Origin of the sequence: Bdellovibrio bacteriovorus (genome assembly GCF_001592755.1) — a bacterium.
Lineage (GTDB): Bacteria > Bdellovibrionota > Bdellovibrionia > Bdellovibrionales > Bdellovibrionaceae > Bdellovibrio > Bdellovibrio bacteriovorus_E.
The window spans coordinates 365623-390144 of sequence record NZ_LUKF01000016.1 but is presented as its reverse complement, the minus strand read 5'-3'; the positions used below and the strand labels follow the sequence as shown (position 1 = coordinate 390144).

The 24522-nt window shown below is 46.2% G+C and carries 22 protein-coding genes and 1 riboswitch; of the genes, 12 read left to right on the top strand and 10 right to left on the bottom strand.

Translation table 11 applies throughout. The features are described from left to right. The first annotated feature begins 4 nt into the window (after window positions 1–4). Window positions 5–439: a DUF962 domain-containing protein gene (locus AZI85_RS11590; protein ID WP_063244190.1), complete on the top strand. Its 435-nt coding sequence runs from the start codon at window positions 5–7 to the stop codon at window positions 437–439. A gap of 461 nt (window positions 440–900) precedes the next feature. Here the strand turns inward: AZI85_RS11590 and AZI85_RS11585 are convergent, their stop codons facing one another. Then, window positions 901–1257 (bottom strand): hypothetical protein, encoded by a 357-nt coding sequence (locus AZI85_RS11585; RefSeq protein ID WP_063244189.1) that lies wholly within the window; start codon window positions 1255–1257, stop codon window positions 901–903. A gap of 184 nt (window positions 1258–1441) precedes the next feature. Between AZI85_RS11585 and rpsD the strand changes: the two genes are divergently transcribed. Beyond that, window positions 1442–2068, top strand: a complete 627-nt coding sequence (gene rpsD, locus AZI85_RS11580; protein ID WP_063244188.1) for a 30S ribosomal protein S4 — start codon at window positions 1442–1444, stop codon at window positions 2066–2068. Beyond that, window positions 2068–2295: a hypothetical protein gene (locus tag AZI85_RS11575; RefSeq protein ID WP_063204958.1), complete on the top strand. Its 228-nt coding sequence runs from the start codon at window positions 2068–2070 to the stop codon at window positions 2293–2295. The genes rpsD and AZI85_RS11575 overlap by 1 nt, the downstream gene beginning before the upstream one ends. An 812-nt stretch (window positions 2296–3107) precedes the next feature. Here the strand turns inward: AZI85_RS11575 and hrpB are convergent. Genes hrpB through AZI85_RS11550 form a run of 3 tightly spaced genes read right to left on the bottom strand, consistent with a single transcriptional unit; the run spans window position 3108 to window position 7025 of the window. Further along, window positions 3108–5639 carry an ATP-dependent helicase HrpB gene (hrpB, locus tag AZI85_RS11560; protein ID WP_063244185.1) on the bottom strand — a complete coding sequence of 844 codons (2532 nt, stop codon included), beginning with the start codon at window positions 5637–5639 and terminating at the stop codon, window positions 3108–3110. A gap of 2 nt (window positions 5640–5641) precedes the next feature. Next, window positions 5642–6295, bottom strand: a complete 654-nt coding sequence (gene rsmI, locus AZI85_RS11555) for a 16S rRNA (cytidine(1402)-2'-O)-methyltransferase (protein WP_063244184.1) — start codon at window positions 6293–6295, stop codon at window positions 5642–5644. Window position 6296: 1 nt separating this feature from the next. Next, complete coding sequence (locus AZI85_RS11550) at window positions 6297–7025, bottom strand: HAD family hydrolase (protein ID WP_081111005.1); 729 nt, start codon at window positions 7023–7025, stop codon at window positions 6297–6299. A 92-nt stretch (window positions 7026–7117) separates the two neighbouring features. On the opposite strand from AZI85_RS11550, the gene AZI85_RS11545 reads away from it, so the two are divergent. From AZI85_RS11545 to AZI85_RS11530, 4 genes are read left to right on the top strand one after another with little or no spacing between them, the layout of a single operon-like run. After that, a complete protein-coding gene (locus tag AZI85_RS11545; protein ID WP_063244182.1) occupies window positions 7118–8011 on the top strand; it encodes a phosphate/phosphite/phosphonate ABC transporter substrate-binding protein in 894 nt (297 codons plus the stop codon). Between the two features lies 1 nt (window position 8012). After that, the gene (phnC, locus tag AZI85_RS11540; RefSeq protein WP_063244181.1) at window positions 8013–8780 is read left to right on the top strand and encodes a phosphonate ABC transporter ATP-binding protein; all 768 of its coding nucleotides are present in this window, start codon (window positions 8013–8015) and stop codon (window positions 8778–8780) included. Continuing rightward, on the top strand, window positions 8767–9780 hold the full coding sequence (gene phnE, locus AZI85_RS11535; protein WP_063244180.1) for a phosphonate ABC transporter, permease protein PhnE: 1014 nt from the start codon (window positions 8767–8769) through the stop codon (window positions 9778–9780). Before phnC ends, phnE begins: the two co-directional genes overlap by 14 nt. A gap of 8 nt (window positions 9781–9788) precedes the next feature. After that, a complete protein-coding gene (locus AZI85_RS11530; RefSeq protein WP_063244179.1) occupies window positions 9789–10193 on the top strand; it encodes an acyl-CoA thioesterase in 405 nt (134 codons plus the stop codon). Between the two features lie 69 nt (window positions 10194–10262). On the opposite strand, the gene AZI85_RS11525 is transcribed toward AZI85_RS11530, so the two are convergent. After that, complete coding sequence (locus AZI85_RS11525; RefSeq protein ID WP_063244178.1) at window positions 10263–11123, bottom strand: endonuclease I family protein; 861 nt, start codon at window positions 11121–11123, stop codon at window positions 10263–10265. Continuing rightward, window positions 11117–11215: riboswitch (purine riboswitch) on the bottom strand. Its footprint overlaps the gene before it by 7 nt. Window positions 11216–11294: 79 nt before the next feature. After that, window positions 11295–12209, bottom strand: coding sequence for a chemotaxis protein CheX (locus AZI85_RS11520; protein WP_253720961.1), 915 nt, complete (start codon window positions 12207–12209; stop codon window positions 11295–11297). Window positions 12210–12427: 218 nt separating this feature from the next. Here AZI85_RS11520 and AZI85_RS11515 point away from each other — a divergent pair, with 218 nt between their 5' ends. Further along, a complete protein-coding gene (locus AZI85_RS11515; protein ID WP_063244176.1) occupies window positions 12428–13213 on the top strand; it encodes a GYF domain-containing protein in 786 nt (261 codons plus the stop codon). Window positions 13214–13262: 49 nt separating this feature from the next. Further along, on the top strand, window positions 13263–14243 hold the full coding sequence (locus tag AZI85_RS11510) for a hypothetical protein (protein WP_063244175.1): 981 nt from the start codon (window positions 13263–13265) through the stop codon (window positions 14241–14243). Here the strand turns inward: AZI85_RS11510 and AZI85_RS11505 are convergent. The 3 genes from AZI85_RS11505 to AZI85_RS17660 form a co-directional block, all read right to left on the bottom strand. Continuing rightward, window positions 14174–15985, bottom strand: a complete 1812-nt coding sequence (locus tag AZI85_RS11505; RefSeq protein ID WP_253720960.1) for an ABC transporter ATP-binding protein — start codon at window positions 15983–15985, stop codon at window positions 14174–14176. The genes AZI85_RS11510 and AZI85_RS11505 overlap by 70 nt on opposite strands. Continuing rightward, on the bottom strand, window positions 15978–17648 hold the full coding sequence (locus AZI85_RS11500) for an ABC transporter ATP-binding protein (RefSeq protein WP_172795330.1): 1671 nt from the start codon (window positions 17646–17648) through the stop codon (window positions 15978–15980). The genes AZI85_RS11505 and AZI85_RS11500 overlap by 8 nt, the downstream gene beginning before the upstream one ends. 101 nt (window positions 17649–17749) lie before the next feature. After that, window positions 17750–17890, bottom strand: a complete 141-nt coding sequence (locus tag AZI85_RS17660) for a hypothetical protein (protein ID WP_155724002.1) — start codon at window positions 17888–17890, stop codon at window positions 17750–17752. A 106-nt stretch (window positions 17891–17996) separates the two neighbouring features. On the opposite strand from AZI85_RS17660, the gene AZI85_RS11495 reads away from it, so the two are divergent. Next, window positions 17997–18743: a helix-turn-helix domain-containing protein gene (locus AZI85_RS11495; RefSeq protein ID WP_063244173.1), complete on the top strand. Its 747-nt coding sequence runs from the start codon at window positions 17997–17999 to the stop codon at window positions 18741–18743. A 1-nt stretch (window position 18744) separates the two neighbouring features. Here AZI85_RS11495 and AZI85_RS11490 read toward each other — a convergent pair whose 3' ends face one another. Then, a complete protein-coding gene (locus tag AZI85_RS11490; RefSeq protein ID WP_063244172.1) occupies window positions 18745–22692 on the bottom strand; it encodes a tail fiber domain-containing protein in 3948 nt (1315 codons plus the stop codon). A gap of 232 nt (window positions 22693–22924) precedes the next feature. On the opposite strand from AZI85_RS11490, the gene AZI85_RS11485 reads away from it, so the two are divergent. Both AZI85_RS11485 and AZI85_RS11480 read left to right on the top strand, forming a co-directional pair. Then, the gene (locus tag AZI85_RS11485; protein ID WP_063244171.1) at window positions 22925–23644 is read left to right on the top strand and encodes a hypothetical protein; all 720 of its coding nucleotides are present in this window, start codon (window positions 22925–22927) and stop codon (window positions 23642–23644) included. Window positions 23645–23779: 135 nt separating this feature from the next. After that, the gene (locus tag AZI85_RS11480; protein ID WP_253720959.1) at window positions 23780–24454 is read left to right on the top strand and encodes a murein L,D-transpeptidase catalytic domain family protein; all 675 of its coding nucleotides are present in this window, start codon (window positions 23780–23782) and stop codon (window positions 24452–24454) included. Window positions 24455–24522: the final 68 nt, after the last annotated feature.

Below are 24522 nucleotides of genomic sequence, written 5' to 3'. Positions count from 1 at the left end.
AGTTATGAAGCCCCTGGAGCAATGGTTTTCTGAATACAGCGAAAGTCATCAGCATCCTCAAAACCAGGTGATTCATAAGATCTGCGTTCCTTTGATTTTCTTTTCTATTGTGGGTTTGTTGATTCAGATTCCACTTTCTATGGGACCAATTAAGCTCGGTGAAGTGGTGATTGCGGTAGCCTTGGGCTGGTACATGACCTTAGGAGCCCTGCCTTTTTTGGTAATGTTGGCACAAGTTATCCTGAGTTATGTCCTTACTTATGCACTGAGTCAGTTCGGAAATCCGGTTTATTCGTTGCTGGCTATATTCGTTCTGGCTTGGATCGGCCAATTCAAGGGTCATCAGATCGAGGGTAAAAAGCCCTCATTTTTCAAAGACTTACAGTTTTTGCTGATCGGTCCTTTGTGGGTCGTACAATCTTTATTTCGTAAGAAATAGCATTCTCAACCTGTTTTCATGACCCAAGACTAATATTAAAAGCGTCGATTGATGCCCTGCTTCTCTGAGAGAATGGATGGAGTTCTTAATCTAGACGAAAGGAGTTCGGCTATGAAGCAGACAGAAACAATCCAGACGGTGCCAACTTCGACAACTCATCAAGAGAGCACAGGAACAAATGTTCCAGTTCGCAAAAGAAATCGCCGTCGTCGCTTAACTGGTTGGTAGGTTAGGCGAAGTGAGATGGGGAAGAGGTTTAATAAATAAGAACGAAACCTTTTCCCCATCTTACTAAATCCGTGATGATGAAAAAGGCCCATCTGACTGCGTTGTCGGGCCTTTTCCTTCACTCCGACGTGCCTCCAGCACGCCTCCGTTTCGGAAAAAACCCTCCGCCTTGCATATGAGCCTTTTTGATCATCACTTGGTTCCCGGTATGGGGAGAGATGAGTAATTTTTTATTACTCGGCTTTTTCTTCGCATGTTGCTGTGGCGAAGTAAGTAGCTTGGCCGATAGTGCCGAAGATCTCCCAGCCGCCTTCTTGGCGAGTCAAATAGCGTTCTGCTGTGTCTTCAGCAGGAAGAGCGATCCAACCTTCAGTGTAGTCTTCAGAGTCGATTTCGATTGATTGAGTTTCGCCAGCAGGAGAAGTCAGGACCAGTTCCAAAGAGAATTTTTTCGCTGGGTCTGCGTAAGTTTGAACAACCGCAGAACTGATGTCTGCTTGATCGATGTGTTTGCAGTTCAAAAGAACTTCCGTAGACGCCAAAGCATTGAATCCAACTAATACCGTCGCAATTGCTACAACAAATTTCATAATGCCACCTTTTTGTGGCCCGGGTTCTAGCATAGGGAAGAAGTCGGTTTCAACTTGTTTTCAATCTCAACACGCTTTCATTCCGTTTTCTTCATACTTTCATTGATCCAGAAATTTTAGGAAATTCTGTTCTTTCACCTCAGAGGCTTTTAAATCATCTGACGATATTGTGAAGGACGAATAAATGAAAAGAACAGGTAAAACTCCACGCTTTAAAAGACAAAGACGTTTACTCACGGAACTTCCTGGTATGGGGAAGTCTGGCGCTCTAGAAAGACGCCCTTATCCTCCGGGCCAACACGGCTTGCAACGTCGTAAGTATTCTGAGTTTGCTTTGCAATTAGAAGAAAAACAAAAAATCCGTTTCCACTACGGTCTGCGTGAAGAGCAGTTCCGTCGTATCATCGCTAAGGCGCAAAAATCAGCTTCTACAAACTGGGTTGAGGCTTTGGTAAATCTTTTGGAAAAACGTTTGGACAACGTGGTTTTCCGTTTGGGTTTTGCTTCTAGCATTCCGGCGGCGAAACAATTGATTTCTCATGGTAAAGTTTTGGTGAATGGTAAGAAGGTGAATATCGCTTCTGCTATTATTAAGGTCGGCGACAAGGTTCGTTTGAAAGACGAAGCTTATGACAACCAAGTTTACTTGCAGGCGAAACAAGCTCCACGCCTTCCACTTCCTACTTTCATGGTGAAAGAAGAAGTTGCGGGTAAAGAAGAAGGCCGCCTGACTGATGAACCGAATTTGGAAGCAGTTCCATTTGCTTTCGAACCAGGTCTTGTCATCGGTTACTACTCAATGAGGGGCTAATGAAAAATTCTAAATTCATCGAGGCAGAACAAATCGCCTTCGAAGAAATTTCCGATTCTTATGCTGCGCTAAAACTCGGCGAGGAAAAGTTCGTGATCGATATGGACACTTTATACGATCTGGCTTTTCGCTCCGCCGCGTTTCTAGCGTATCTTGAAAACCGTGAAGAAGAGCTTGCAGAGGCGGACGGCGACGAGGCTGTTTGTGCTTGTAAGCGGGTTCACTAGTTTTTGCTTCTAGCGACGGATTTGGGAGTGGGGAAAGGCCCCCTCTTGAAGCCCGTCGCTTCGGTCGGCACGCCATCCTGGCTCAATCGCCGCCGCACTTCGTGCGGTTCGCGTATCCTGCGCCGGCGAAGGCCGAGCCTTCGGACGTGCTTCAAGAGGGGGCCTTTCCCCACTCCCAAATCTGTGCTGGATTCAAAATCTTTCTTTTGTTACAGCTCGAATGGTTCGTTGGTTCTTTTTGCTTTCGGTTTTTCTATTTTTAAATCGCCAGAAATTTTTGTGGGCTGTGCTTAATGCAGATGTGGTTTCTGTCGGTTTTTTGGGTTGGAAGACTTTGATATTTGAAAATCAGTGAGCAGAACCGGTCGAAAGTTACTGCCACGGTGGCAGTAGATTTGTACCTTTTGTCTGCATTAGCTTTCTTTTCGCGAATGGAAACTTGCAATCGCTGATCACAAATTTGGTTTTCTCCAAGAGTGCCCAGAGCAAAAGGTAAAACTAAAATTCCAAAAGATCTCGTTGAATCTATCGTTAAAAATGGGAAGTCGACATCGATACAATCACCAATCCCCAACGTCGGCGGAACGCCGACCCAAAACTCACAGCGAAGCTGAATAGCCGTTCTTCTATCTAGCAAAATTTGCCTTAGAAAGCTTTAAAGTAGAGTGTCCGTAGTGAGGGCCTTTGCCGGCGCCACGATGGCGCGAACCGCACGAAGTGCGGCGGCAACTGAGCCCGGATGGCGTGCCCGAACGAAGCGACAATCTACTTTAAAGCTTTCTAAGGCAAATCCTCGCCAGAAAGAAGAAAGACTAAAAGCGACGTCGGCCTTTGGCTTCCGGCGTCCCATCCGCAGGATCTTCCGGCCATTGATGTTTAGGGTACTTGATGCGCAATTCTTTGCGTACTTCGGGATAGCCGTTTTTCCAGAAGCTTTCTAAATTGGACGTCACTTGCACGGGGCGGAAGTTCGGTCCCAGTAAATGAAACGTTAGCGGAATTTTTCCGAAATACACTTTCGGTGTTTCCATCATGCCGAAGACTTCTTGAATTCTTACTTCTAAATACGGAGCTTTATCTAACGGGTAGTGGACTTTGATATGACTGCCGCTGGGAACCTGAATTTTATCGGGCAGTTCTTTTCTTAAAGTTTGTACGACTTCTTGGGGAAAGACGTTTTCAAAGAAAAAGACCAGGTCTTTTTCCATCACGACCTGCATTTTGCTTTCGCCCATGCAGGCTTGTGTGAAGGCTTCTAATTTCAAATTTTCTAAATCCAAATTCTGCGGTTCTTGTTTTTCCAAGAACTCCAGGCGTTGCCACCAGTCGGCAAGCTTTTCATTGGATTTAAAAACGAGTTCTAATTTTTCACTCAGGATTTGCGGCAGCTTACTTGCGATATCTTCGCTAGATGCGGGAGTTAAAGTAGGCTCGTCTAAAGCCAACCCATGCAGCGAGCGATATTCACGGGCGAAGAACTGACCTTTTTCTTCAATAAACGTGACGTCCTTCACTTTGACAATGCTGTCTTTGAAGTTCTGCAGAATAAATTCTTTTTCAAATCCACAAGCCAGGCTCACAACGGTTTCGGAGTCGGAACTTCCTTCGACTCCGTTCAAGGCCACGAAAAATTCAGAATTCTTAACCAAGCTTTCCGGTTGAAGCTTCACTCCGCGGCCGCCGACCATCAAGGCTCTTTCAGACCGCCCTCGACGACGGCACAAACGATCGGCATAGGCTTCAAGCAAAATTCTTTTCGTTAGAATCTTTTGTTCGTCCTTCGATAAAGACTTCTCTCCCGCGTTTTGAAGTCGCTTTGCTAACTCTTCGGTCTGACGAGCGGCCTGATCCACGGTTTGCAAAGCAAAAAAGGCTGCTTCCCTCGGAGCACGTTTGTCTTTACGGAACTGATGCAAGACTTCTAATCTTGCCGACAGATCACACTCTAAATTATCACTAATAAATGAACTCACGGCTTCTTTGCGTAAGATGTCGCGCTCTTGAAGCAAGGCTGCCATCTCTGATGCAAGCTCTGTCGCTTTCAGATCTATTCCGACCAACATAAGCTTGGCTAAACGCACAGGCAGGGGGAAATGAAGAATACGCTTTCCAAGCTCCGTGATTTTATTATCGCTATCAATAGCTCCGGCAACCTTCAAAAACCTCGAAGCATTTTGAATGGCCACCGCAGCAGGCTTTTCAAACCAGCTGAAGGCTTCAAAGTCCGTCACGCCTTGGGCACTCAAAAAAAGCAGGCTTTCGGTCAAATCCACCCGCTGAATTTCAGCGATTTCACTTTTACTAAAGGAAAGTTCATCGTGCTTGTTCCAAAGACGATAGCAAACGCCGGGAAACTGACGAGCGGCGCGACCGGCTCTTTGAATGGCGCTTGATAAACTGATCCGGCCAAGCTCTAGGCGAGAAAATCCCGTGCGATGATCTTGTTTCATATTCTTCGCAAGACCCGAATCAATGACCGTATTCACGCCATCAATGGTCACGGAAGACTCTGCAATATTCGTAGAAAGAATCACCCGCTGACGAGAAGACTTTTGCAAGGCTCGTCGTTGATCTTCGATATTTAAAGATCCGTGCAAAGGCACAAGCTCAATGTTTTTTCCATCCGCCCAGGCTTGCAAGGCATTCAGGGCCCGATCAATTTCGCCCACGCCGGGAAGGAACACCAAAATATCCTTATCCGTTTGAGCTTGAGCTTCTTTCACCGTCTGCAAAACCGTATCGTAAAACCCAGGAAAGGTTTGCAGGTGCTGAGAAGACTTTTGATAGCGAACATCCAATTCAAAAAGTTTTCCGGGAACGCTGATGATGCCCGAGCCACCAAGATAAGCAGAAATCTTTTCCGCCTCCAATGTTGCCGACATCACTAGAATTTTGATATCGCGTCCCAGCTCTTGAAGCTCACGCAAGAGTCCTAACGCCAAGTCCACATGCATGGAACGCTCATGAAATTCATCCAGAATCACTAAATCCACATCCAGCAATTCAGGATCTTGAATCATCTGTCTGGCAAGCAAGGCCTCGGTCATAAAGATAAGACGAGTTTCTTTCGATGTCTTATTGGCAAATCGAACTTGATATCCCACTTCACGACCCACTTGCCATCCTTGCTCTTCAGCGATGCGATGAGCAGCGGCAATCGCGGCCATTCTTCGTGGCTCTAGTACAATCACCTTTTTTGCAACGACACTTAAAAGAGCTGGCGGCAGGCGTGTGGTTTTACCCGCACCTGGCGCGGCAGTGATCACAAGATTGCTTTCACTTCTCAGTTTGTCCTGAATAGCGGGAACAAAGCTATCAATAGGAAGTGAAATCAAATTCGTCATTATTAAGGATAAATCAAAAGCATGAACTCAGCTTTTTCAAAAGGCACCGACGAAATAACTTTATCGATGTGACCTTCTAATACTGTTTCATCTTCTTGAGAAAGATTCAGGGTTAAAAGCACCTTGCGATTTGAAAAATGCTCTTTCATATCATTCAAAGTTTTTTTCAAGCGATAGGGAGTATCCATCACGATGATCGCACGCTTTTCTTTGGTAAGCTCTTTTAAAGCGCGTTGGCGACTTTCTGTTTCCGCCGGTAAAAAGCCGCGAAAAACAAATTCATCCAGTCGCTGTCCGCTCAACGAAAGAAGCCCCATCAGGGCCGAAGCTCCTAAAGCTGACTTTACAGGAATATTTTTCTGACGGCACAGGCGAACTAAATCCGCTCCAGGGTCACAGAACCCGGGAGTGCCACAGTCGGTAACCAAAGCCACGTTCTTTTCCGCACAAATCGGAACCAAGGCGGCTTTGTCATCGGGGGTAGAGTGTTCATCCAGCACTTCATACGTTTTTCCAGTGATGCCGTGAGCACGCAGTAATTTGGAAGCTTCTTTCGTGCTTTCGCAGATAACGACGTCGCAGGACTTTAGAATCTCTAAAGCTCGCAAAGTGATTTCGCCCGTATCTCCGATAGGTGTGGCAACTAGATATAACACGCTAAGAACCCTTTTGGTTGAGCAGATAATTGATGATACGAGGAAGCTTTGCCGGTGCCAGAGCTTTGCCAGAATGAGTGCTCTCAAAGAAAATCATTTCTACATGAGGGCAGAATTGCTCCAGATGCACCAAGTTTACCGGCTCATTTTCAAAGAAGTAAATCTTCTTAAAATTCTTCTTATCGTTTTCAATAAACCAATCTGTTTTGAATTGAGCATCGTCCATGCTGCGATGAGGTTTTAATACAAGCTTCGCGTGATCATTCATCGGAAAGCCCCATTGATGAAGAATCTCGGCAGAGCCAATTCCCATGCGTTCCACATCACGGCCCGTCAGGTAAGCGATTTCAGCTCCGGCTTTTTCAACCTCAAGAACAAATTCCAAAGCGCCATCATACAAAGAATCAAACTGAAGATAGTGATTTGAAAAGAAATGCTTTTGCCAATAAGCGCGGATGGCTTCTTGAAACTCAGGATGAGCGCCGTCCAAACCAGCGCGTTCAAGGGCGGCAGTGATACCCCAATCCGAGCGCATAGTTTTAATGTTCTTAAGCAAAGTCGTTTGCTCAGGAAATTTTTTTTGATTGATGGGGGAGGCTGCGAAGTCGAGAAGAATTCTTTCCACCCGAGGGCTCACATCAAAAAGGGTGGAATCCAAATCAAACACAACCAGGCTTTTTTCACCTTGCTGAGTGATCGCTCGAATATTATCAAGAACCTGCTCTAACATAAGGGCCATCTAGCCATACAAGTCCAGTGAAATCAAAGACTTTTCTTGCCCTGTCAGAGCGATTTTCTATAATAGCTTTGGAGGCTTACAGCATGACAAGACTTCTTACGATGGTCCTGATGAGTTCGTTTTTAGTATCGGGATGTAATTTAAAAAAAGACGCCTTGGGCACCGAAAAAAATCCTATCAAGTTTCATCTTGTGCCGGCTGTTGATGCGAAAGTCCTTGCTGATAATGCCAAGGTGCTTGAAGAGTATTTAGAGAAAAACACTCCCTACAAATATGAAATCACCATTCCCCAGTCTTTTGTTGCTGTCGTTGAAGCCTTTGGTACAAAAAGAGCGGATGTGGCTGCGATCAACACTTATGGCTATTATCTTGCGCATAAGCAGTACGGTGTTGAAGCACGCCTCACGGTGATTCGCTATGGGATTGCGACTTACCAATCGCAGTTTCTGGCGCGTGCGGACAGTAAGATCAAATCGCTGAAGGATTTGGCAGGAAAGAAAGTCGCATTTGTCGATCCTGCTTCAACGTCAGGATACCTTTTGCCGCTGAAAACTTTGAAAGACCTGAAGATAGAACCGAAGGACACGGTGTTCGCGATGAAGCATGACTCTGTCGTGACGATGATCTATCAAGGCCAAGTGGATGCCGGAGCAACCTACTACAGTCCCGCGCAAAACGGTCAGATCGAAGATGCGCGTCGCTTGGTGAAGATGCAATATCCTGACGTCGAACAGAAAGTAAAAATCATCGAACTTTCCGAGCCGATCCCGAATGATCCGATCGTCTTTAGAAAAGACATGCCGGAAGAGATGAAAGAAAAAATCGTCGACACACTTCTGCAGTTTGCCGCCACTCCCGAGGGTCTGAAGGCCATCGACTTGATGCTCGGAGCGACGAATTTTAAAAAAGCGTCTGACAGTGATTATGACAGCGTCCGCGAAATGCTAAAAACTTTGGCGCCGCCTGAAGGAAAATAAAATGACCCCTCCTTTACTGAGTGTGCGAAATCTTTCTAAGACTTATCCCAATGGGGTGCGCGCCTTAAAAGGAGTGAATTTAGAAGTTCAGTCCGGCGAGTTCTTAGTTATTATTGGACTAAGTGGCTCGGGAAAGTCGACCTTGCTTCGCTGTCTGAATCGTTTGCACGAACCCACTTCGGGACAAATTCTTTTTCAAGGTGAAGACGTGGGCCAGCTGCAAAAAAGTGATGGCATTCGTCAGCTGCGTAAAAACATTGGAATGATTTTCCAACACTTCAATTTAATCCCAAGGCAAAGTGTTCTAAAAAATGTATTGATGGGACGACTGGCCGAAAAGTCCACGTGGCAAAGTTTCTTCGGGCTTTTTTCAGACGAAGATAAAAAAGAGGCTTTGCAAAATTTAAAGCTGGTTGGAATCGCCGACAAAGCTTTGCAAAGAGCCGATCATCTTTCCGGAGGACAGAAGCAGCGTGTAGCGATTGCGCGAGCACTGACTCAGAAGCCCAAACTGATTCTGGCAGATGAGCCTGTATCTTCTTTAGATCCAGCGACGTCACACGCGGTGATGGACTATCTAAAAAAAATAAATCAAGAGCTTGGCATAACGGTGATCGCTAATCTGCATTTTCTTTCTTTAGTTCGTAAGTACGCTACACGTGTTGTGGCTCTTAAAGACGGGGAAATCGTTTTCACCGGCAGACCCGAAGAAATAACTGAAGAGTGGTTCCATCGCATTTACGGAGAAGACGCCCATGACATTTCGTAAAATCATTTTTGATGGCATTCTCTTTGGATTTCTTCTTTCAGTATTCACCGTGGCGTTCTTTGTTACCTCGGAAGAGGCGTTGTTGAACCTTCCTGTCGGAGTGGCCTGTGTCATTGCCTTTTTTGCCCTAGGCTGTGCCTTTAGCGCGCTCTTAAAGAAGATGGGCGTAACGACTTTGGGAGATGTTTTATTTAAGACGTCTCCACCAACCCTCGAGGACAAGGCCTGGTTTCGCCGTTTCTGGGGCTGGCAACTGATCATTTCTTTGTCGACGGCTCTTATCGTTTCTATCTATAAAACGGAATTTTCACTTATCGAGATTTTAGACGAAAATGGTTTTGCTGGCGCCGTTCGCCTTTTTAAGGGGCTCTTGGCTCCGAACTGGGAAGTTCTTCCGCGCGCCGTTTTAAATATTATAGAAACTATCTTCATGGCGTTCTTAGCAACGACCCTCGCAATCCCCGCCGCGTTTGTTCTAAGCTTTCTTTGCGCAAAAAATATCATGCGCGGACCTTTTGCAAAAACGGTCTATTTGGTTTTGCGCATGTTTTTAAATATCACGCGTTCGATCGAAGCCTTGATCTGGGCCATTATCTTTTCCGTGTGGGTTGGCATCGGTCCATTCGCGGGTATGCTCGCGCTCATGATCCACTCTATTGCTTCGCTCGCCAAACAATACTCGGAAATGGTGGAGGCCGTAGAAGAAGGTCCCATCGAAGCCATAGAGTCGACGGGCGCTAATAAACTGCAAACAATTTGGTATGCGATTGTTCCTCAAGTGCTTCTGCCGTATATTTCATTTACGGTCTATCGCTGGGACATCAATGTGCGCATGGCCACCATCATCGGTTTAGTCGGTGGGGGAGGTATTGGAACTATGCTTGTTCAGTATCAAGGCCAAGCGATGTGGCGTGAAGTCGGTTGTATCATTGCGGTGATCGCGGTTGTTGTGTGGGCGCTGGATTTGGCCTCTGCACATATTCGCGAAGCGCTTAAATAGAGGTGGTTATGTCAGAACTAAGTCCTTTTAAAATCACGATCAAAGAACATCACGTGGATTCCTATGGGCATATCAACAACGCCACCTATTTGCAGATTTACGAAGAAGCACGTTGGGAGATCATCACGCCGCGCGGATTTGGTTTTAAAGAGATTCATCAAAAGAAAATGGGACCGGTCATCCTTGAAGTGAATATCAAATTCTTAAAAGAAATCCGTCTGCGAGAAACTATCACCATCGTTTCAAAGCTCACGAGTTACAAAGGTAAGATCGCCACTATGTTGCAACAGATGGTGAAGGAGGATGGATCCATTGCCAATGAAGCAACCTTCGTCTTTGGACTATTCGATATGAAAGAGCGCCGTCTGATTGAGCCTACCCCAGAATGGAAGAGCGCTTTAGGGATGGAATAAAACTTCAAGCTTACAAAATAAAAAAGGCATCCATCACGGATGCCTTTTTTCGTTTAAGACCATCAGATCTTAGAAGTTGTGAATGTAGTCAACCAATTCAGGGAAGTCGATGAATGGGTTGCGATTGCCTTGCGCTTTTTGGATCTCGTTATTTCTGTGCATTTCCTCGTCATCCACAGGATCTTCAAGATGCCATTTGCGAAGAACTTTTTCTTGGTTTGAGCTGATTTGAATGCTGTAGCGAACCGAGAAATAGAAAAGAGCGCGAGCGACATTTCCTTTGTGAGCCATTGGTGGTTCGAAAATTTCAGCACTTCCGCCAGTGCCTTTGCCTGTGCGGGACTCTTTGCATTTAAGGATTTTAGAATCTCTGGAAACTTCACCGAATTCATTGTTGCCGCGAACAGAGTTCATTTCAGAGTCGGCGGGATACAAGTGGTGAAGATCTGATTTTTGCATGCCTTTATTGAATTTGCCAGTGAAGCGGCTTTGAGGCCATGTGTGCTCTGTGTTCAGAGTCGTGCTGTCGGGGATGACGCGAGGACCAGGAGGTGTTCCACGGAATTCGTGGCTGTGTCTGATATTACCGCAGTAAACATCAGGAAGACCGTAGTTGCCGTTTCCTTCATCGACCAGGTAATAAACGCCTAGAAGGAAGATGCGGGCACGGTCATAACCCAGCGAGATGTGTTGGTAACAACCGTTAGAGCCGTTGCAGTTATCCGTGATTTCATCCAGGCGACCTGGAACCGCACGGTGTTGGCTGCTAAGCACGGTGTGCAAACGCCCCACCAATTCTTCGTCTCGAGCACCCGACGAAAGATCATTATAAAAGTCTTCACCGTAGTATGGAATTTGTTGAGAAATGGTGGCTGCATTAACAGAGCCAGAAAGAAGAACAAATAGAACCGACAGTAAACTTGCTGTCATATAAACCCCTCCATAGACAGACATTTTTTGGTGTCTTGTAGAAACGCTGCGCCCTATTCACAGCATATACGGAACGTATGAAGTTTAAATATGAAATTAGGCAGCGAAGCAAGTACATAATCCTATGCGTACTGCGCCAAAACAAAATACTGACATTTAAAATATGAGGGATTAAGCGACTTTAGCGATCGGAGACGCCACAACGGTCAAGTAAAACTGTCCTTTACCCGTTGAAAACGGAATCATCATGCCGGCAGCACCGGGTGCACTGTGAACGGTTTGCCCGGCGCCTAAAATCACACGAGGAACCGTCATCTGCACACCGTAGTTGCTAATTTCAGCCTTTGCATTCCCGAAGATGATGTTATTGATCTCACCAACGGCATCTTGATTATCTTGTGTTAGTTCGGTTTGTTCTTCCATCAACATGGTCGAAACAACTTCGAGGTAACTTCCTTTGTCAAAAGAGATCGTCAGGTAACCTTGGAACGACTGACTTTTGATATCAATCACAGAAGAGACTTCGCCCATCATAGGCTCATGAGGGGATTTTGGTCCGGCTTTACCCATGTTGACTGACGTTACACCAAACTGCCCCAGCACACTGGTCGTTGCTTTAATGACAGCATTGATCACACGCACATCCACGGCATACTTTGCAGCCGCAACAGCGGGAGCTGCCTCTTTCGGTGCTCCATGATGCTGAATGTTCAAAATAGAAATCATCGCATCAATCAACTCACCCGGCGAAACAGGCTTTTTAAAGAACTTTGAATTTTGCAAAGACTCGGGAAGATCTGTTTCTTCTCTTTGAGAAATCACGATGATGTCGGCATCTTGGGTGTTCTTATAAGTGTGAATGCCATAGACGAAGCCACCGTCCATCAGCCGGGGAACTTCCGTATCAATGATCACCATGTCGAATTTTTGATTTTCGGATTTGATAGCAGCTTCGGCACCGTCTTTAGCTCGGACAAGAATAGGAGAAACAGCTGAATTTTCCAGCTGTTTAAATAGTGGTTCGCGGAGCTGATGCTCCAATTCACACTTGTTATCCACTATTAGAATATTCTTTCTTGTCTTCATTTCTTTCTTCTGTACAAAAACCATAAACTTTTTTCGGTTTAAATATTGATAACCTTAACTGCTAGTAATCTGATCGGCTTTCGTGAGGAAGGCTTTAACCTTATTTTTGTCTAAAAGTTCGACGAAACATAACGAATTTTCTTCGAGAAACTGTCTAATTTCCTACAGTTAAGTCGGGTCTTGTTTGTGCCGATAGACTTCCTAAGGAGTATTCTGAGATGGCAAAACAGTACTATTTATCTAACAATGGGACCCATATCGGACCGTATACGCATGAGACGGTTCTTAAGAAGATCGAGGCCCAGGAACATCAATGGACAGACTACGTTTACGACGACAACGTCGGCGAATGGATGATGTTGTTAGAGCACCCCGAGTTTGCAACCAAGTTAGCCCAAAAGCCTGCGGTTCGTCCTGGCGCTTCTCCTGCACCAGCACCTAAGAACCTTAAGGACAAAGAGTGGTTCATTCTGAAGGAAGGCAATAATTATGGTCCTTTCTGCAGATTGGAACTTGTGCAGATGCTGCAAGAAAAAACTCTTTTTGAATACGACTACATTTGGCACGCAAAACTTCCTGCATGGAAGCGCGTCGCTGAAGTGGAAGAGTTTTCGTCCCAGAGCATTCGTGGAATGAAAGATTCTAAAGATGCCGATGTGGCAGAGATCTTCTTCCGTCGCCGTCACGCACGAGCTTCTTACGGGGCTTCACTGATTGTTCACAATAACAAAACCGTTTTCCGCGGTCAGGCGCTTGAAATCAGCGCAGGCGGAGCCGGTGTTCTTATCGACACTCCGAATTTACAACCAGGTCAGTCTCTCTTCCTGCATTTCCAACCCGGCGATGGAGTTCCCCCTTTCAATGCTGTCTGCCAGATCGTCAGCAAGCAGTTCGTGAAAGATGCGGCTCCAGATTCTGAATCTGTGAAGTACGGCGTGAAATTCACGACGCTCAGTCAGTCTGTGCGTGAAAGCATTAAGAACTTTACAACAAAAGCAGCTTAATTTTTTCGGGAGAGGTTCCCAGGCCTCTTCCGCAACTTTTAGAGGAACTATGAAAAAAGGACTTTCAGCATTGTTAGTGGGCGTCAGTGCGATGATGCTAATGGCGTGTGCACAGGATGTGAAGTTCGATCTGCCAGCGGATTCCGACAACTTCGATCAAAATGTCACTTATAATAATAAAGTGGATATTCTTTGGATCGTCGACAACTCTTCGTCGATGTTAAAACATCAGCAAAGTTTGTCGAGCCAAGTACCCGATCTTGTGACGAAGTTAAATTCCTTAAAAATGGATTATCACATGGCGGTGGTAACGACGAGCGTGGGTGGCACAAATCCCGACGGTGGTAAATTCATTGGCTCGCCCAAGTTTGTGACCAAGTCGACTCCTGATTTGGTAAACAGCTTAAAAAGTCGCATGATCGTGGGTGAAGCGGGAAGCTCTAATGAACGCGGTCTTCAATCCATGGAAATTGCCCTGTCACCTTCGTATCTAGCGAATGAAGGCCGAGGTTTCTTTCGAGAAGATGCCTTGCTTGTTGTGATTGCTTTATCTAACGAAAACGACAAGAGTCCGGTGTCTAATCCAGTTGCGTATTACACGAATGTTTTAGATTCCTTGAAAAGGCCTTGGGTGGATGGCAGTCGTTCATGGGTTTTCAATTTCATCGGAGTACTGCCTACAAGTATCAATTGCTCCACGTTTAATGACTACTCTGAGTCCGGTCTTACATTTATTGATATTGCTAAAGCATCCGGCGGAGTCACGGAATCCATTTGCAGCTCGAGTCTGACGACAGCGGTGACGAATATCCGATCTCGTATCTATCAGATCTTGACGGACTTTAAACTTTCAAAAAAACCACTGATTGAAACTATCACGGTTAAAATCAATGGCGTTTCTATTCCTCGCAGCAACGTGAACGGGTGGGACTACATTGAGTCTATCAACGCCGTTCGTTTCTATGGTTCCGCGGTGCCAGCAGCGGATGCATCCATCAAAGTGGACTTCAAACCTAAAGAAGCAAACTGATAATACAGTCCTTGGGCTTTCATCAATTCTGCATGAGAGCCCACCTCGGCCACTTCGCCCTGATTCAAAACAACAATGCGATCGCACTGCTCAATCGTTGAAAGACGGTGAGCAATGATAATGCTCGTGCGGCCTTTGGTGATCTCTTTCGTCGCTTCCTGAATGATGTGTTCACTTTCAGAATCAATGTTTGCGGTCGCTTCATCTAAGATAAGAATATCGGGGTTGAATGCCAGAATTCGGGCAAAAGCAATAAGCTGTCTTTCGCCGACAGAAAGATTGGCGCCGCGTTCATCCACAGGACTTGAAAGATCGCGCCCGGTGCGCACAAGCAGCGACATATAGCCGGTTTTTTCGCAGGCTCTTTGAATCTGCTCGTCCGTCACCTTTGGATCACCTAAACCAATATTGTCGCGAATGGTGCCACGGAAGATAAAATTGTCCTGTTGTACGACGCCGACGTGATGGCGGATTTCATGACGGGCGATACGCTCTAAAGCAACGCCATCGACATAAATCGACTTTTCTGGAGCGTCATAAAAGCGCTGAAGCAAAGAAATAAAAGTAGATTTGCCACTTCCTGTGCGTCCCACCAAGGCGATGGATTCACCGGCTTTGATGTGTAAAGAGATATTCTTTAACACGGCCGGAAGTTCAGGCTCATATTGGAATGTCAGATTACGAATTTCAATATCGCCTTGAACCACTTTCGGACTGTGAAGATTGTCCAGTTCGAACTCTTTCTTTTCATCCATCAATGTGAAAATACGTTCGGCGCTGGTTAATGAGTTTTGGAACTGCTGGTACTTCTCTAAGATTTCGCGCAGAGGCGGAATGAAGTCCTGGATATTCATCAAGAAGGCCACCAAAGATCCAATCGCGATCGAGTTCTGCGCACTTAACAAGCCGCCAAAATACAATGCAGAAGTGATTGTCGTTGCATTAAACAGATTCATAATCGGTTGCATCAGCGCATAAGCGCGGATGGAACGCATGTTTGTATCACGGTAATCGGTAGAAAGCGCTCCGAACAGCTCCCGATTGCGGGTCACACGATTGTACAGCTGAACGACTTTGATGCCGTTTAGATTTTCCGCTAAGAAAGCATTGATCAAAGAAAGTTTCTTCTTTTGTTCACGCAGGATTTCGCGAATGCGATTGCTCAAGTAAATCGAAGCACCAATAAAAAATGGAGCTAGGATCAAGGACACCAAAGTCAGTTTCCAAGAAATCAAAGAAAGCGCCACTACGACTGAAACAATCACCACGCTTTGAGTAAAGACGGCGATCACACCTTCAGAGAAAAGTTCCCCTAAAGACATCACATCATTCGTAAGACGTGTCACAATCCGGCCGGTGGGAGTTTTATTAAAGAACTGCAGTGGCAAGCGTTGGACATGCGACATAAGATCTTCACGCAAGTGAAAGAGCATGCGATTTCCAAAACGCTGGAACAGGTACACGTTTCCGAAAGAGAAAATCGAGCGGCAGACTTCCAAAGCCAAATAAGCGTAGGCGACATTGATAAAGACGCTATAGTCTTTTTCTTTAACACCGTGATCGATCGCATAGCCCACTAAGAACGGAACCATGCGGGCCACGGCGGCACCACCGGCAACAGCCGCGATGGCTGAAAATAACAAAAGCTTCTCTTTACGAGCATAAGGCCACAAACGACGGAACAGTTCAGGGTAGGTGATCTTGGTCTTAACCAGATCTTCATGCATGAAATTCTCACTCATGATGATCCCCCTTTCCTTGAATCTGCACAATTTTTTGGAACGTCGGACTTTTTTCTAAAACATCACTGTAAGTACCCAAAGCTTCCACTTGCCCGTCTTTTAGAATCAAAAGTTTATTCACGGCTTTCAAAGATGAAAGACGGTGAGCGACGATAATACGACTCATGGTTGAATGACTTTTGCTTAATTCTGCTTCGATAGCTTTTTCTGTCTGCGTGTCGACGGCGCTTAATGAGTCATCCAGGACCAGAACCGGCGTCCTCATAATCAGTCCACGAGCGATCGTAAGGCGTTGTTTTTGGCCGCCTGAAAGATTCACTCCGCGCTCTCCTAATTGCGATTCAAATTTATGAGGCAGTGATTCAATCTCTGTTGTTAAATCTACGACCTCCGTCATGCGAACGATGTCTTCATCGGCGGCGCGCGCTTTTAGACCAAAACTGACATTGTCCGAAATGCTTTCGCTAAATAGAAAGGCCTCTTGCGGTACAAGCAGGAAGGTTCTTCTTAAGGATTCCTGAGTGATGTCCTCAATAGGGTGACCATTGATCAAGATCTGGCCCTCTTCCAGAGGATACATGCGCGAGAGTAAATTCAAAATCGTAGTTTTACCGGCGCCGACAGGTCCCATAATTCCTAAGGATTCACCGGCATTCAGTGTGAAAGACACATTTTTTAGAACATAGACCGAGCTGCCCTTGTGTTTATAAGAAACGTTTCTAAATTCTAAAGATCTAAATGAAGTCAGTTCGTGCTTTCCAAGATCGGGAATGTCCGTTTCTGTTTGCAGAACATCTTTGATGCGATCGAAAGAAGCATAACCCTTTTGGAAGTATGAAAAACCCATACCCAATGCCGTCATCGGCCACACCATCTTTTGAATATAACGATGAAAAGCGACGAAGGTTCCGATAGTCACGGCGCCGGAATAAATATCATCTCGAGCGACAAAAAGCAGAATCACACTTCCTGAGGTGACTCCAAATTCCATCACCGGAATAAAGAAAGCATCAATACGGGCGACTTTGTTGCAAGCTTTTTCAAAGGCCGAGCTAACACTGTTAAAGAGTGTCGTGCGATTGTCCTCTTGAGCAAAACTTTTGATAACTCGAATGCCGCCCACAGTTTCCTGAGCAACACCGGTCAACTCAGAAAAACGATCTTGCTGAGTTTTATAGTTAGAATGGATCAGGCGCATCACTCGCCAGATCAAAAACGGAACGATCGGCAGGAATACCAAAGTTTTCCAAGTCCATTCCCAGTTTAAAGAAATCATAATCGGTAAGACCACGCCGATGATGATGATACCGTCAGCCAGAATCAAAAGGCCGGGGCCGATGGCTTGGCGGAAAGATTGAACGTCGTTGGTCAGAAGGCTCATCAATTCGCCGACTTGATTTTTGTGAAAGAAGTTCGGTCCTAAAGAGGTGACGTGGCGGAAAAGTTTTTGACGAATGTGTTCGGCCGCAAACGTGTGAAACCTTCCAAAGTGAGCGCGCCAGCCATAACGGCTGATAGCAAGGCCTGCCATTACAGCGAAAAACATGGCGCATGTTTTACCGATGTCGTCCAAAGGAACTTTGGTTTCGATTTGATCAATCGCCGTTTTCATGATCAATGGATAAATTCCATCAAGGGCATTCGTGATAAGCAAAAAAATCATCCCCAAGCTGAAGGCCCGGGGATTGTTTTTTATGTAGAACCAAAGAGGGCGATTAAATAAAGAGGAGTTCTCTGTCGCAGATTGCATCGTCGGAACTGTAGTTAATCCCAGCGGACTCTGCAAGAGTTTTGGGTTTCCCCTCGATATTGCTCTTGGCGTCGTTCGTAAGCTCTTTGTTCCCAGCCATAAAAGAACGGGCGGGACTGAAATAAACGGTCTACTAGAAACTTAAAGATGGCCATAAAACCTCCTACAGTGCCTTGTCTCTAGGATCGGCAGGTTGGTCCTATTATTCAATACCCTTGCTTAGAGTATTAAAATACGCTACCGTCAGTTTTGGGGGTTGAGATGTCACAGATTGACCAGTTTTTAAACTCACTGAAACGCGCCTTAAAAGCGAAGAATGTTCTATATCGTGATTTAGCGAAACCCTTAGGTTTGAGCGAATCTAGCGTGAAGCGCATTCTTTCCAATAAGAGTTTAAGCCTTGAGCGACTAGAAGAAATCTGTCGCGTGGCTGATATCAGCTTTTCCGAAGTCGTGAAATCGGCCAACTTGGAAGAGGCGAATCAGGCCGTCACACTTTCAGATGAGCAAGAAAAGGCTCTTGCCGAAAATGCGCGCCTTTTGCATTACTTCATGATGTTGCAAGAGGGGAAGACTCCACAAAAGATTGAGCGCGATTATCAAATCGCCAGTTCCGAATCAAAAAAATATCTTTTTCAGTTGGATCGACTGAATCTGATTGAACTTCATCCTCGAGACAAAGTGAAATTCAAACGCCAAGGCTTTCTGCGCTTCCGTCGTGATGGGCCGGTGGGTAAGGCTTTGTTCGATCAAACCAAGACAAGTTATTTGAGTTATGATTTCCGGCCTGAGGACTACATTCGCTTCTCGTTTTTAAAGATCAGTCCTCCGGCGTTAGCCAAGTATAAAGCAAAACTCGAACGTATTTTGTTAGAGATGCAAGAAGAGTCTCGCTTTGAAGGAGAACACAACGTCCCTGTGCAAGACACAGGTGTGTTGTTGTCTTTCCGTCCTTGGCAGTATTCCTATATGGGTGCAATTAAGAAGAAAGACGGCAAAGAAGATTAGGCTATTCAAGGCCTAACTTCTTTTTGATTTTTTCCAAGTCTTGGCTTTGTTTTTCCAGTTGTTGTTTCAACAGACGATTTTCTTCTTTTAAAGAAGCAATCTCGCGATCATGACGTTGCAAGCGGGCATCCACTGATTTCATTTGTTCTTCAGATTGTTTGCAAATGCCATGAAGTTCTTGAACGGCGTTGACTGTCGCCCAGTGAATGGGATCGACGTTCAACTCAAGATAACCGTCCGCGCGAGTTTTCACGGCATCGGGAATTACTTTTTGAACTTCCTGGGCAATGAAGCCTGTCATCTTGTGATCTGAAGGAAGTCCTAAAGGATTTCCTTTTTTATAGTTGAAGCGGACTGTGTGTAATTTCAGAATCTCATTCAATCCGTACTCATAGTCGCCTTTAATATTTTTTAATCGGATGTCTGAGGCATTAATCCAAGCTGTTCCTGAACTTAACCCAGCAGATCCTACGACGTGAAGAGTGTAACCCGGAGAGCCTGTTCCAACACCCAGATTGCCGTTCCGGTCTAAAACGACGTGATTGCCCACTCCCACGGTGGGGTTGTCTGAGGTGCCGGCAGTATTTGATGTCATTAAGTACAGATTTCCAGTAGAAGGGCTGAATCCAATTCCACCTGTATAGCCAGCGACACCGCCATAACCACCGTAACGTTGAGTCCCATTGTGGTAGGAGTTGAAGAAGTGAACGAGGTCGCCTCCTGCATGGAAGAAGTGCCCTTTATTAATTTCCATGGCTTCTCGAGGACCGGGCGTATTAATCCCAACGAATCCGTTTCCTTTGACAGAAAATCTTGCATTGCCATTGGCGCGAGCATACAGAATGTTCACGTTGGCATCGCTCGAGGCGGTGTAAAGCTGGAGTCCATGAGCATTTGCTAAATTGGTCGAGTTAAAAAGTGTCGTCGCGTATCCGGTGCCCGCGGCTTCCCACTGGAACCCGCCAGGTCCGATGCCATTTCCGTTGATAGCCGCAATAGTGCCCGAGTCACCTAGATTCGTCGTAGTGTTTGACAACAGACCAGCGGGAGCGGTGATTGTTCCGACGGCAATCTGGCCAGACGGAAGAATGGTCATTCGTGTTTGTCGAGCCGTGCCGCCAATCGGAGTCGTTCCAAAATCAATTGACGTCCCTTGCGCCGTACTTGTGAAATTTTCGGCGGCAAGAAATTGAATGGCTGCGGAGTTGTTAGAAATGTTCGTCGCATCGTAAGCGCCAGATCCATAAAGTCCCATCAAGCGGTCGCCCGATTGAGCGGCTGTGCGCGCCGTGTTCGTCCCGCGAGATTTGGCAAAAACAATTGTGGCGCCACCATTATCATTGGAACTTTTTTGAATAAGAATGCCGCCATTGCCGTTTCCGACAACATGCAAAGGAGCTTGCGGAGATCCGGTACCAACACCGACTTGCCCGTTATCAACCAAAAGATCCGGCGTTTGATTTGAGTTGTGAGCAAAAAGAGCGATTGGGCGGGGAGACACTCCGGCCGTGCGTGAATACAACCAACTCCAACCATTTGACGTGTCGACACCGAAGCTTAAACCATTATTTGAAGAATCTTGGAAGGTCGCAATCGCGTAATCTGTTTGCACACTCGCTGTGCCGTGAACTTGAAACTGAGAAGAGGCGCCTGAAGCATTAACACCGACTTTCCCAGTGCTACCGATGGAAACACGAGCCACGTTGTTAGTTTCAATATCTAACCCAAAGGCATCATTCACACCGAGGGTCGCATTTGTACCAAAAGAGTTTCCTCCGTTGATGTACGCCCCATCAATTCCCGTGGTGGGAAGGTCGGAAGAGGCAATCGTTCTAAATGAAGGAACTCCGCCAGCCGTGGGCGCTGCCAAGAATGTTTTCGCCGCTTTGGAAGCGTAGGTGATTTGCGAATCACCAATGGCAATGTTTGTACAAATATATTTATCCGTCGCCGATTCCCAATTCAAAGTTTGCGCGGCACTGCAAGTCGTCGGAAAGAATTGCGCATTACCGGCTGCGGTTGAACGGATGTCAGCGACACCGATAAATCCCGGGGCCCAGTTTGCGCCGTTGTATTTAAAGATATTATTTGTCGCGGTCGGAGTTGTGCTGACAACACCGGTGCCTTGAATTTTTCCAACTAAAGTCGCGCCTGCCGTCGAGATCGTCACATCTCCTGCCGGTGTGACCGCCGTAGCGACATTAGATCCGTTACCAATCCAAATATTTCCTGAATTGAGGGTTGCACTTTGTTTGCTGTTGAAGCTTGTCCAGTCCGCGCTAGAAAGATAGCCCGCTTGTGAACCATTGGCTTGTTGAATTCCAATTGTCGGTGCCGACGCCGTTCCGGAATTTACGATAGGAGCGGTGACCCCAACATTAGTGACGCCCACGGAAGATAAACTTGTCCAAGAAAGATTGCCAGCACCATCATTCAGAAGTAACTGATTCGCTCCACTTTGCGCCGCAGGGAACTTAAGAGAGTAGCTAGTAGAAACTGTAGTCGGAGCTTGAAGCGTTACCGTATTTGAGCCAGAATCTTTCAAAACGACGCTGTTTAAATTGGCGTTGTTGGCGGTAAAGTTTCCCGAAGCATTTCTTTTGATAATAGTCGAGGCAGTATTCGCATCCGTTGCCGCGTTCGCCGCTTGAGTGGCGCTATGAATATTCGCTGCGGTTGAACCACCAACGGAATTCACTGTCGCTGTAACAGATCCGGAACCACTTGCTGTCACATCGCCAGTCAATGCAGTGATAGTCCCGCCGCCATTATTGTCATTCGCAGGAGCCCAACTTGTGCCGTTAAATTTCAATGTCTGACCTGATGTCGGGGCGGTTGAAAAATCAAGAGCAACGCCTTTGATCTTGTCGACACTGACGGAGCCAATGGAACCACTGACATCACCAGCCACACTGACATTGATAGATAGACACTTAAAGCTGTTCGTTGCGGCCTCCCAATACATCGTTTGATGTTGGGCGCAGTTCGCACTTGCAACCGCCGAGCTAAAATAAGATTGCGTAACATAACCGCTTAAGGTCGCTGCTAATCCTGAAACATCAGAACTCGTGATCACGGCAGGAAGCCATTGAACTCCATTGTACTTTAAGTATTCACCCGTGTTAGGTGCGGTTGTAGAAACCGCCACGCCTTGGATTTTTGCGACCGTGGGGTTGGGATAAGTGGAACTTAAATCTCCACCGGCTGCTCCCGTTGGAATACGCGCATCAGAAAGACGGGGATCATTTCCCGCAGCCACGGTGTTTGCGGCAGTTCCGACGTTCAAGGTGAGTGTCGGTGTTGAAGTGCCATTGATGATTGTTAAATAGGAGTTTGCGGAAGTGACGTCCGTCACCGTGCCGCCGCTAGCTCCAGCAACGCTGGCACAAGCTAAAGTGGAACCATTCCAAGATAAAAATGTTCCCGAAGCACAGGTTGGAATTCCGGCCTTTAATAAAAAATCAGAGGCACTATTTGTTCCTAGTTTTGTCGCCGAATAAGAGTAACCGGCATAAGGCACCGAGCGAATTTCAGAGTCTGGAGAAATAACTTTCCAACCAGAACCATCGTGAAACTGCACCCGCAGACGACGAATGTCATCGTAGCTCGGATTGTAATTGGCACTTCCGTAACAAGATAAAGATCCGGCATTAACGAATGCATCCAGAAGTTTGAAAGAAGCGTCGGCGGGAAAGCTTTTCGTGCCGCTGCCAATAGCGACGTCGAACACGCCACCTGAATTCGTCATGTTGATGCCGTTCACTTGTTCGCGGTACAGAACACAAAGCCCGTCGGGACTGGTGATTTCAAACTGAAAGCTGACGTTATTAAATTCTAAGGGTGAGCCATCGGAACGTAAAATGCGCCCTTGATAAGTTAAAGAATTGGGCCCCGCCCACGCAGCCGTAAGAAATAGAAATATGAAGAGAAACGTTCCGGGGTATTTCATACACCTATCTTTTCGGATTTTATTTGTCGAAATCTTAACAGTATTAAGTGAAACCACCTTGCATTGGTTCGTATTGCAGAAACGACGTCTCATCCAGAGATATGCGAGCCCGACCAAAGCAGGAAAGATGACAAGGGGGCAAGAATGTCTAAAGTGTAGACAAGCCTTCCCTTATTACAGAGGGCCCCTGAGCTCACAGGGTTGATGAAGGGGACTATGCTATAACGTCTCTATGAATTTCAGCCACGGACTTATTTTCATTCTAAGTTTGATGTTAGGAAGTGCAAGTTTTGCTGCCGGTATTAAGCCGCGCGCCTGCCTAACTGAACACATTGACGAAGCCTTAGAGCTGAATAAAAAAAGAGCGCCTCACTACGAAAGGCTCTCTAATGGAAAAAGCAAAGAAGTCACAAAACGTTTGATCTCAATGGAAAGAAAGCTGCGACTCATTTCTCCGGTGGCAGATCTTTTGGTTCAGCCTTTCCAAAGAGTCGGTATCCCGATGACGTGTGATTACTTTATCTCGATGAACGAAACTCCGAAGTTCAGGGCGGTAAATCCAGCCGGTAAAGATTCTTTAGATAACTTCCGTCCCGCAGCGGTGGAAGTGATGCAAAAATATCTTTTGCAGTTCTATAAAGAAAGAGAATACAACGAACTGGCGAATTACGCCGATGAGTTGATCCATGAACTCGAGCGCGAACCCCGTTATAACTGCATGGTTCGTCATATTCTTGAATCCATCCGTCGCATTGCCGTGCTGATTCCACGTCACGAAAAAATGGCGCAAGAGCGTCTGGGTGACTCCACGATGTTCATCGCTAATTTGATGTTGCGTTCTCACATTGCACTCTTAGATGAGTCTTCGGAAATTGATCACGTGGCAGCGCCTCTTCAAGCAGAAGCTTTGCCGATCGTATGTCAGGATGTGCCTTACATTCCTTGGCCTTAGTGTTCCAGTGTTTCTGATTCTTAACTTGCGGGTGAATTCAAAACCCGCAACAGTGATCTGATGAAAAATTTCGTTCGTTTCATCGCAGCTTTCTTTTTCATATTCCTTTGTTCCCGTTTAGCTTTAGCAGAATCCATGTTCGAGCGAAGAATTGCCGATGGCCGTAAGGTCTTTGACGTATTCTTACAACAAGGAATCTCTCGGGAAGCCTTAGATCTGACCTTCCGTATGTTTGACTACAATGTGGGCCTGATCCCGAATACTGAGTACGCGGTGATTGTGGACTATTCAGAACCTTCCACCGTCAAACGTCTTTATCTCCTGCATTTAGATTATGGCTATGTCGAAAGATTTTATGTCGCTCATGGCATCAACTCAGGCGTCCTAGAAGCGCGCAGCTTTTCAAACTTTGTCGATTCTTGGAAAAGCTCTTTGGGGTTTTACTTTGCGCAAGGGACTTATCCCAGCAAAGTGAATGGGCGCTCACTATACCTTGAAGGAATTGATAAATCCAATGATCGCGCCAAAGAGCGCGCCATCGTCTTGCATGGTGCCAGCTACGTCAGCGAACAGTTCATCGCACAAAACGGTCGACTGGGATGGAGCGAAGGCTGCTTTGCCGTCAGTCTTCAAGATCGGGACTATTTGATCGATGTTCTAGAGAAGGGAAGTTTGCTTCTGTCTTATCATAAAGACCTCATGAGAGCTTCGCGGCTTTCGCCTTGGCAGCAAGAGGTTTCGGGCTCAGAAATCATCCCGCCAGGAGTAAACCCGAGGCGTACTTCCGGCGAAGGTGGCGGTGGCAGATAAGATTGTTTCAGTCTGAAACAGAAATTAAAAAGTGTTTCGGAATATTAAGAAGTTCCTTCAGCTGCAAA